Genomic DNA, 11,330 nt, shown 5'->3' with positions numbered 1-11,330 from the left:
GCCGCGGCCCGCATTTCTCCGCGGGGCCCCTGCTCTTTGAAGTCTTCGGCCGCATCCACCCGGTAGACGAATTCTTCGGGAAGCCCGTAATAAAAGGCGGCTTCGTCTTCGGTCGTGTTGATCCTGGCGACCGCGGGCCGGTTGTTTTCCTGGACGATCCAGTCGACAGGGATCCGGTAAGTCACGACAACGCCGTTTGCCGCGGATCCGCGGGCCATTTCCGCGCGCACCGTCGTATGGAGCGTCGCATCGCCGCCGACAAAAAAATTCATGGTGTAGTTGACCGCATCGATCGGCGTGGCGCCGAAAACCTTGTAAGCGTCTTCTTTGCTTTTCCCGTCCCGCGCGGCCGCGGATTGATGAGCGCTCTTATCCTCCCGCACGTATTCGACGGTCGTATCTCCCAGGCCGCGGTAAACGTAAACAAATTGCCCGTCGGCGCTCCTGTCGAAATCCGCCAGCGTCGCATTGTTCTCGGGCGTCGGCAGATAAACCCCGAGCGGCGCGCGCCCGGCGCGGATTTCTTCTTCGCCGGCCTTGTTGACCTTTTCCGGATCCAGCACGCTTCGGTCCGTGATCGGCGCCGGGATGGCCGCGGGAGAGGATGCCGGAAGGCCGGCGGGAATCTCGCCCTCGATCGTAAAAACGTCGGACGTCCCTTCGACCGGTTTCAAAGTAAACTCGGGCTTCTTCTCCTCCTCCTCGGCGCGGAGCTCGGCGCGCTTGGCCAGATTGCGGGCGAAGGCGAACACGTTGTTGAATTTCGATTCTACCGCGGCAAAAGGTCCCGGAACTTCGACGAGCACATCGCCTTTGTTCACCGCGCGCAAAAGGCGCAGCATCCGGTCCGCGCGCGCGGCGGAAATGCCTTTGGGAAGCTGGGCCACGAGCTCCTGGGCCACGGTTTCCGCGCGTGCGTGCGGAAACCGGTCCTGGCGGATGCGGTCCGTCACGAAACTGTGATTGGCGACGACCCAGGCAACTTCCTCGATGAAAGCCGTGCCGAGATGCCATTGAGTTTTCGAAAGCGCGTCCCGTGCGATCATGGCCGACACCGCCGCATGATCGAAGTCGCGTTCCGCGGGCGTGCCCGCCGCCGACACCGGCTTGCCCAGATCGTGGAAGAGAAGCGCGAGCAGCGCCAGCGTTTTTTCGCCCTTATCGTTCAGCATGTTGCCGTATTCCGCGTCGAGGCCGGTCAGGCTCACGAGTCCGTTCTGGATGTGCTCAGACAGCACTTCGCCGTTGTGCTGCCGCTTGCCCACGATGCGGCTCCAGGCCGGGATGTTTTCCGCGACAACCTGGTCAAACGTTTTGCCTCCCGCAACCGCCCGCGGATTCTGGAGAGCTTTGATAAAATCGCTGGGAAACTTCGTCGCCGCCGCGGCCTTCTTCGTGTACTCGTAATATTTAAACAGGGCGTCGCGCCGCTGCTTGAGAATCAGCTTCAGGTCCTCGGCGGTCTCGCCGTCCAGCTCGCTTTGATACCGGACCTGGTCGATGCGCGTGTTGATCGCTTCGTCCGTAAAGCGCTCGTCGAGGATGCGCAGCTGCTCTTGGATCGCCGCCTTTTTCTGTTCGCCGCTCATGCCTTTGAAATAGGCGCCTTCCAGCATCTCCACAGTCGCCTTTACGTTGTCGTTGTCGCCTGCGAACGGTAAACTGCGGTCTGTGCCTTTGCGCTTGCCTCCTGCGCGGAAAAAGAATGCGCTGCCGTTATCGGGCGCGACGGTAAGGCCGACGGGGAGCTGCATGAAATTTCCGCTGTTGGCGCTGATGTCGCCGTTGGCCATCAGGACGTCGCCGATGAAGCGGCTGCTGAGATTGCCTTTTCCGTTTTCTCCTTCCAGCCACTGCGAGAGGCGGTAGAGGGCGCCGTTGCGGATGCGAACCAGAAGGCTGTCCGGCGTCGGAATGCCGAGGTCGCGGTAAAAAAGGTCCGCGAGGTATTCAAGACGCAGCTGGTTTTCATCCGTGCGCGAGGTTTTCGCGTAATACCGGACGCCGCCGAACATCGTCGCGCCGCCCGGATTCGAACCGAGCTGCTCTCCCGTGATGTCGAGCTTGTCCACGATGCGCTCGGAAATCAGCTGGCGTTCGTATTCGCGCCGGCGCTTGTCATATTCGGCCGGCGGGAAGAGATTTTTTCCCCGGATGTCGAAAACGGGAACGTAAAAGCCGCCCTCGACAACAATTTGGCGGATACTTTCCAGGGCTTCGGCATTCGGTCCCGTTTCTCCGGCCTTGCGCGAATCGCGCACGATGATGCCGTTCACGAAACTGCGCGGCAGGACCATGAACACCAGCTCGTGATCGGGATTCGTGGGCCGGTTCGCGCTGACAGGATTGAAGATGCCGTCGTCGCCATTTTTCAGGCGGTCCCGGTCGTATAAAATCAGGACGTCGCCGTATCCCGCGGACGTCGACTCGCCGACGAGGTCAGCGAGCGTCGCGCCTTCTCCGAGCCTGCTCAGGTCCACGTTCATGGGGAAATAATCCCGGTCGGATTTCAAGCCCAGAGCTTCCGTCGGCAGGTTTTCCTGGTTGACGATGTACCGCACCGCGTCGACGTTGACATACTTGTCCTCCATCTGCTGGCTCAGCGTCGCCCGGATGCCGTGCACGTACTGGCCGGCAAATGGATTCGCGGCGCCCTTGGACGCGACGGCATGGTCGACTTTTTCCGCGAAGCGCCGGTTGGCCGCGTCGACCTGCGTGGGAATGCGCGTCGAATCCTTGTGCTTTTCGTTGTACATGAGGTAGGCGATGACAAGCCAGCGCTTGGCGCGTTCGCTGACCATGTCGAAATAGAGAGCGCCCGGACGCGCCTCGCCCGCCGCTTCCGCGAACGCCGCGGAAGAACCGGTGGACGGCGCGGTCAGAAGCGCCGTATCGCGGGCCGCGTCGCCTTCAGGAAGCGTAAGCCCCGGGATCTTGTCCGCGCCTTCCCCGTAATAGGCCTTGCGCGCGGCCGCGGTCAAATCCTCGACTTTGCGGAACTGGACGTCTTTCAAAATGCCGTAGTCTTTTTCCGGCGTAAGCGTCGAATCGTCGCGGAAGAGCGCTTCGAGCTCAGCCGCGCTCATGGGCTCGCCGTTTTCTTTGAAGAAAACCGGCACGGCGCGCACGCGGGTCTGCGGTGAATGCGGGATGGAACCGAATTTGGTCACGATTTCGTAGTATTTCTGCAGGAACACCGGAACGCTGTCGGCGCCGGCCAGGATGCCGAATTTGAGCACCGTGTGCTGGGGATCTTCCGTGACCAGCTCGTTGACGAACGTGTCGAAGTGGCGGTTATACTCCGAGGACCAGCCGCGGCTCTGCAGGGGCTGGGGATGGCCGAAGAAATTGTCCGTGATCAACTGCACGCGCTGCACCAGGTCGGGACTGTGGCGGACGAATTGCTGCAGCGCGGGAACGATCTGCGCAGACGATCCCTGCCAGAGCCCGTTTTCGACCAAAAGACTGACGGCGATGAGACGGATGAGCCGGCCCTCCTCGCCCGCCGTTTCCCGATGCACCTCGAGCAGGCGCGCCGCTTCAACCGGAATCGCCGGATGCAGCGGCCAATCCCGGTTCGGCATCCGCTGGAGGAGTTCCCAAATCGACCCCTGGTAGCCGGGCACCATGGCGTTCTTGAGACCTTCCAGCTCCCGGGTCAGAAAGGGATAGTAGGTCTTGTAAGCCTCTTCCCGTTCGCCAAATTCGATAAAGCGGGTGTGCAGCATCTGCTTGTTCGCCAGGAAAGTCCAGAAATCCGAAGCGTCCATTTCGGAGACGGGAATCCAGGACTGATCGTCCCGGGGAGCCCGGTCCGAAAACAACGCGGCGCTTACCAGCGCGCGGAGAAAGACAAATGGCGCAAAGAGCGGATACACCCGCCGCCCGAGGATATGCGAATACTCATCGCGCAGGACATAGTTGTGATAAATCCAGCCTTCGAAGAACCCTTCCAAGCGCGCCAGGAAAAAGAGTTTGGCGCTCGCGTACCGCGCGGCCAGGCGCTTGGCCCAGGAGGACTTTTGCGCCCACCGGTAAAGAAATCCGGGCATATGCACCGAGGACAAAATTTTCCCGGGCGCCGCATGAAAACCCGATCGGGTGTCGATGTCGTGGATCACGGTCAGCTCGCGGACGGCTCTGAGCACGGCCGTGTCCCCTTTTTCCGTCCGGTAGCCCCGGTTATTGAAACGGTCGGAATTGGCGACGATCATGCCGCTCGCCGTCACATAGCGGGCCAGAGGTCCGTCCTTGCCCATGCGCTGCACGACGACGCGCAGCACCGGAATGCCGGGGACCTTGTGGTTGTAGAGCGAAAAAGGAGAACTCAGGCCCGGGGTTTCCGGCATGTAATCGGCCAGGGCCTCGAAAAGTTTTTCGAGAGCCGCCGGCGTTCCGATTTCCTCGGTGCCGACCGCGGCCGCGGCAGCCTGCAATTTTTCGACGGCCTCCTCACGCAGCCCCGGATAAATCTGGGCCATGCGCCGGAGGAGTTCTTCCCGGGCCCCGATCTGGTCTCCTGCGGCAACGACAGGAAGCACCGTCGTGACGCGCGCCGTGATTTCGGGGCCGACCATGCCCTCGATCACATTCAGCGTGGGGGCCAGAGATTGTCCCGGACGCATCTCCGCGCGCGGCACCGGAGCTTCCTTCGCGGTTTCAGACCGGAGCTCGGGCCGGGCTTCCTTAAGCCCGGCACTGAGAAAACCCTCCGGACTCGAAGTCCGGAGCTCGGGCCGGGTTTCCTTTTCCGCGATCGCGTTGTCCATGACTCTCTTGATCTGTTCCATCACGGCCTTGCCCCGGGCAATGCCTTCGAGCGTTTCGTGATACGCGGGGCCGCCGAGGACGTCCTCGAAGGCGGCTTTGATGAGCGCGATCTGCTCGGGCGATTCCGTGCCGAGCGCGATGCGGAAGACCTGGTCCGTGGAATTGGGGTAGATCGCATCGAGTGAAATGTGGTTGAAGCCGAAACTCGCGCGCTGGTGGTTGATGATGCCGCGCCTTGTCAGCGCCTTGCGCAGCGCGGGCAAAAACGTGTCGTTGCCCGGATCCGGGAAATGCAGGCGCATGAGGAAAAACGGACCGGTCATGTCCCCGTAATTGCGGACCGCGATTTCGTGGTCGGGATGCCCGCCCGTTTCCACCGTCCCTTCGAGCCCGGGATAGAAGAGTTCGAAATCAAGCCCCTGCTTCTTGACGTCTTCTTTGTTTTTCAGCGTCTGCACGAAGCGCGCGACTTCGGCCGTATTCCGATGGATCAGCCGCGTCCGCGCCGTGCCCTCATCCAGGTTGTAGTCGAGAGACGCGAGATAGGCCAGCTGCATGACGGACGGGTAAGCGCCGCCCTGCTCCCGCGACTGCAGGATCCGCGCGAGAAGCGCCTGCTGGTCCGTGCCTTTGCTGGAGATGATGTTGAGCACGCCGAGCGACGCCATTTCCTGGCCCTGCTGATCGAGTTTTTGCGAGCTGCGCACGAGCACGAGGTTGAGGTTCTTGGGCAGCTGCACGTCCTTCAGGTAATCCGACAAACGGAACGCGGGGCCGAACACCGCCACGTCCAGGATCAGGAAAAAGGGCTCCTTGAATTGGACATTCGAAAATTCGCGGAGGATCGCCTGGAGGTCGAACGCCGGGAAATCCGACTTCTCCTTGCCTTGGGCCTTCAGGACCGCGGCTTCGGAAGGCTTGGAAATCGCGTTCGCGAGCGGCTCGAGGAAAAGCGCGTCGTGTTTACCTTCAAGAACTTTTTCGATCATGCCCGCGATGTCCCGTTCGTCGACGCGTTCCGCGCGCGGAAAAGGCGTGACTTCGGCATCCACCAGAAAACCGGTTTCGTAATACGCGTTCTTTCCGATCAGCATGCCTTTGCCGCTCATGCGCTGGACCACATCTTTCAAAGTCCGGATCCCGGCCATGGCGCTGTTGGTCACGACCGTCGTCTGCGGAAGGGCGCCCGTTTTGTCGGCGACCGGGGCGCTGGCCGCGGCATGACCTTCCGTGACTTCTTCTTCAAGACGGGCGCGGAAGGACGGAAAATCCTGCGCGATCCTGAGATTGAGATGTGCCAGGAGCCGCTGCAGCGGACGGACCCGGGCGCTTGCCGAGGCTAGCTCGGTGGCCGGATTAAAAGCGCGGGTGTGGGCAAAAAACCGTGTTGTCTGGAGCTCGGAAGTGGCGCGGCCGGCCTCAGCCTTGGCCGCTTCGAATTTAGCCTGCACATCCGGCGGCATGACGTAGCCGGCGGGGACCGACGCTTCGAGGCGCTCGATTTTTGCCATCAGCCCCAGGAATTGTTCCGTCAGGTTGTCTATGGCCGCATCGACATCGCCGAAACTATGCGCCTGAAAACCCTCGGGCAGGCTTGACGCGGGGGGTAATTCGGTAATGTCCTGGACGCGGAGCAGCGCTTCAAGAAACGCATGACTGTCCATGAATCCGCCGAAGGTGCGGACAAACGCCAGATTCGAGCCGAGCGTGTCACCGGGATCGAGATTCAGCAGGGCCGCCTCGCGCGGCATGCCGAGCGGCGAAACCAGCGACTGCCCCAGCTCATGAACTTCGTACCGTTTCATGCCGCGCTCCTGGGCAAGCTTCATGACCTCTTCTCCGGCCTCGGTGCGCTCGCGGGAATGCACGACGAGCGTCTTGTCTGCGAGAAAGCCGGGGTCGCCGCGCAGGGCCTGGGCCAGCGCGGGCAGGTCTTCGTCCGTGACGATCACGATGTCCGCTTTGGCGGCATTCGAAAAATCCGGAGCGGGTGCGGCCAGGACTTGCCCCCGATCCGCGAGCCCCTGCAGCAACTCTTTATTCCGAGCGGACAGATGCGGAGAAACAACCAGCGCATGGCTTTTCCCCTCGGGTCCGGTGAGGTAATAGATCAGGTCGTGAAAGGCGTAATCGCCGTTGTTGAAGATCAGGGATTTGCCGGTGAGATTTCCGGCGCGGCCCATGCGCGGCAGCGCCGCTTCCAGGCCTTCGAGCGGAAGCGCGAAGCGTTCGTAGGTTCCCTGGGCCGTATCCTGGAACGGGCCTTTGGAATAAAAACTGGATTTGTCGTCGGTCGGAGAAAGCCAGGATTCCAGGTGCAGTTCCATGGCAAAGTCGTCGAGCGCGCGGAAATAACCGTCGATGGGATTGTTGTCCGTCCGGGTCAGCGCCTGGCGGATGACCTCGACATCCGCCGCGTCCAACGCGGTTCCCGCCTGAATTTTTTCCCGGATGGGAGCCCAGACGAGATAGCTGTCGGTCCCCTCGGCCTCGCCCAGCGAGGTCAGAATCGAGGTCACGTCGTTCAAGGTCCGTTCGGCAAGGGCTTTGACGAGCGGCCCGGACTTGGGATGTTCCAGCAGCTTCGGAAGCGATTTTTCGTACAGGCGGAACAAACCCTCCTGCAGCGCGATGTACGTATCGACAATAACGCCGGGATCCGAGGACGTGAAGCCGCGCTGCGCATTCCACAGCACGTTCCGCTCCGCTTCGACGCGCGCGTCAAAGGCGGGGGCCGCGGCCGAGGGGCCCGTGCGAAGCTCCGGACGCTGGAAACGCTTGCCGCCCGCTTCAACGTCGCGGATGAGGCCGTCCATGATCGCCTTGCCGCGGTCGTCCACTTTCTGCCGCCGCACGTCCGGAAGCGCGACCGCGCGCTGCGCCGCGAGCTGGCGGGTGCTGGGCCGTTCCACCGGCGGCGCGATGACGAACCGCGCTTCGGGTTCGCGAAGGTATTCGAGGCCTTCGAAATATTTCGATTCCTGGTATTGCGTGCCCTTCACCGTGCCCTGCATGCGCTGCAGCACGGCCTTGTTGCCCGCGTCGTACTTCATCGGCACCCAATAACGGACCGGCTTGCCGTCTTCCAGGACTTCCATGTTCCAGAGCTTGGTCTGCCCGTAACCCGCGGGATGAACGGCGAGGAATTCGATCTTCACGCCGGCTTTGTGCGCATTCAAGGCCAGGTCGACCATGTTCATCATTTTGTGCGACAGGTAAGCCTGCACTTCTTCGGGTTTTTTCGCCGCGATCGAGTGGTCGTTGATCGCATCCTCGTGGTTGATCGCAAGGCGCGCAAAATAGCCCTGGTAGTAAGCGTCCTTAATGTGCGCCGAGAATAAATATTCCCGGAGAAGCGTGAGCGGCGCCGCGGCCGTGTCGTCCATGGAAATGCGCGTCTGGAGGTAATAGGCGCTCTCCTCGTCCATGGCATGGACGCTCTCGTCCCCGGGAATTTCCTCGAAGAAGCGGCTCTGCCCGTTGGCCAGGTGCTTCATCTCGTGCATGAGAAGGGACGAGAGGATGAGGCGGGTTTCCATGGCGTCGCGCCGTTCGTCTTTGGCTTTGAAATAAGCGTCGCCCAAGAAATCTTCCGTCACCAGCATCAAGCCGTATTGAGGATGCATTTCCGCCATGCGGCCGTGGGGAAGTTTTTCAACGACGATGATGCCGTTGAAATTGGGAAAGAGCGCGCGGAACGTCTCGTATTCCGCGGGATTTTCTTTCCGGATGATGTCCAGGCCCGTGTCGAAAGCATCTTTCAGATTGCCCGAAAGCCCCGGAAAATCCGCTTCGTACTCGGTGAGCGCCTTGAGATATTCGTCGTAGTTCCTGGGCATGAATTCATGCCGGTCCGGATTCTGGCGGTAAAAATCATGGTAGAGGTCGCGGATGAGCGGGCCGCGCAGGTCGGCGGCGATGGCCGAGATGTTCTCGTAGCCGCGCCGGTGCTTCATTTTTTCCTGGAGAGACTGTTCGCGGAACGGCCGCACCGGAAAATTGAAACTCGACAGCGTGGTCAAAAGCACGGTGCCAAGGAGCCCTGCCGTGAGGATGCGCGTCAGACGCGCGGGAATCCGAAAAGAAGTCCGCTTCACAGCCGGAGCGGGCGCCGGGGCCGGCTGCTTGTATTCGTTTACCGGAGCGGTCAGCTGGTGAAAGGCGTTATGTCCCGTGTAATCTTCCAGCGGGGCTTCCGGAACCGCGCTCTCGTCCCGCGGAACCAGTTTTTCAACCGGCTTGTCCCCTTTTAGTTTTTCTTCCTCAGTCCGGAGTTCGGACTTGGCCTGATCCGCCGCGGGCTTGATATAGCCCATTTTGTCCAGGGGCACCACGGCTTTCAGTGTGGTAAAAGAATTCGCATCGGGGACAGGCGCCAGCCCTTCTTCAACCGCATTCTCCGTAAACCGCGACTTGATCTCGAAGGTGCCGCCTTTTTGCTGGATCATGTTCGTCAGCATGAGCATGCCGAAACCGCCGCCCCCCAAAGTGGATTCCACGGGCTGCTTTCCCAGCACCTTGAGGCGGTCTTCCGGAATGCCATAGCTGTGGTCGGTCGCCTCGAGAATCATTCTTCCATTCTCGATCTTCACGAGAAAATTTATTTTCTTCTCCGCAGGCAAAGCGCGGCCGCCGTTCAGCCGGTATCCCAGGCGCGTGCTCCGGATCGCATTGCTCAGCATTTCCGGAACCAAATTGGTCCTGAAGAAAAATTCGTCCTTGATACTCTCAGGAATCGGCGACTCCACCCGCAGATCGATCCAATCCATCTCCTCAGGCTTCACGATTCTCAGCTTCAGCAGGAAGTCCTTGAACTCGGCCGTGTTTTTGGCGACGGCCTCGGCTTCGGTCACGGCTTTCCCGGCCTCCGGTTCTTCCGCTTCGGTCCGCAGCTCCGGCTTGGCTTCGGGATGAATCGCCTGTTTGACGGCGCTCAGTTTCTCGTCGGCGGCGCGGGCGGCCTCGCTCAGGATCTGGTCGGTCTCGGCCGCGGGATTCATTTCGCGGAGGGCCTCCTGAAGACGGAAGTAGGTGGTTTCGACCGACGCGAGGTCCTCGGTGCTTTTGATTTGCTTGAAGTCGCCGAAATCGTTCGTGAGGACGACCGTCACCGACCCGTCTGGATTCTCAGTAATCTCGAAATTCTGCAGATGCACGAGATCCCGGCCGCCGGTCCAGCCGTTGGCGACGACGCCGCCGAAAGCCAGCTCCGAGACCTGGCGCGCGATGTTTTCCGCGATTGCCGGCTCGACTTCGCCCTTGTGCGCGCTCACGTATTCGTTCAGGCGGCTCGTCGTGGCGTGGCGTGACAGGTCATAGCTGGAGATCACGACGCGGAACGGAAAATCTTCCTGGGAGGAATCCCACCTCATGCCGTACAGCCCGTAAATATCATGGTCGTAATCCAGGGCCAGGAGCGTTCTCTGGTAGCGCCCCTCCAGGCCTGGCAGCCCGCGAAAGGCCTCCGAGACCGTATAATCTCCGTCGTGCACTTCGAGTTTCTGTTTCAGCTCTCCCGGGATCTTGATCTGCACGGCCGTGGCTTTGCCCGCTCCGTCGCGTTCGATCACGATGAACCGGCGGTAAGATCCCGTGTCGACCCGCACGGACAAATTGCCGCCCAGGGGGATTTCAAAATTATTTTGTTCCGTTTTCTTTTCGCCGAGCACGACACGCAGGGTGGAAAGGACTTCGAAAAAGGCTTTGGCGCGGTTATGATCAGTCAGGATGGAAGTAAACGCGGGCATGCCCCCAAGAACGCCTTCCGCTTCAGGCGCCCGGAAATGGGGTTCGACGCTCTTGCCGGAAGAAACCGTCCCCAGGATCCCGCCGGCCCACGCGCCGAGAATCCGCCCCAGATCTTCTTTGGCGAGTCCCGCGATCAAGGCCTTGCTTAATACTTCGCCGATCTGCATCAGGGCCTTGGGGCGCACCGACATTTGGGCCGTGGCGTTGACTTTGGATTGGAAGACCGCCATTTTCGCCGCGTGCCGGCTGACTTCGGGATCCGTGCGCGGCCGGGCTTCTTTATCGAGCGCGGGAATGTTCATGCTCTGGAAGGCTGCGAGCAGCGCCGTTGCCTGCGCGGGATCGAGCTGGAAACCTTTTGTGCGCACGGCGCGTCCGATTTCTTTCCAAAGGTCCAGACTGTCCGGAGCCGCGGCCAATTCGCTCAGCAGCGCGGACACCCGCTCCCCGGCATCTGCAGCTTTCGTCCCGTGAAGGAGCCAGGCCGCGATCTCCGCGTGCGAAATGCCGTGCAGCTCGTCGTCTGTGACGCTTTCGGCTTCGAGAATGAAGCGGACCAGCGCTTCCGCGGCCGCGGACTCGGAAGATAGAAACGTCCGTACCGCGGCCTGGATACGCGCGGGAATTTCTTCTTCGGCCGCGCCTTCGAGATCGATCGCCACACCCATTTTTTTTAGCGTGTCCACCAGCCCCTCTCCCATGGAGGCGTAGGATTCGCGCAAGCTGTCAAGGTCGGAAGCCCACTGCTTCAGCAAAGGGAAGGTGCCTGTGAACTGCGACGTCAAAACACTTCGAAGGTCCGTTCCCAGAAT

At 61.0% G+C, this 11,330-nt stretch carries 1 protein-coding gene; it reads right to left on the bottom strand.

Annotated elements, in window-relative coordinates; genetic code table 11:
* Nucleotides 1-11,273 (bottom strand): HD domain-containing protein (locus VL688_00150; GenBank protein ID HTL46459.1); only part of this gene is annotated, 11,273 nt, incomplete at its 3' end.
* Nucleotides 11,274-11,330 lie beyond the last annotated feature (57 nt).

This window comes from Verrucomicrobiia bacterium (assembly GCA_035495615.1).
In the GTDB taxonomy this organism is placed as follows: Bacteria; Omnitrophota; Omnitrophia; order Omnitrophales; family Aquincolibacteriaceae; genus DATJFP01.
This window is presented reverse-complemented; position numbering and strand designations above follow the sequence as displayed.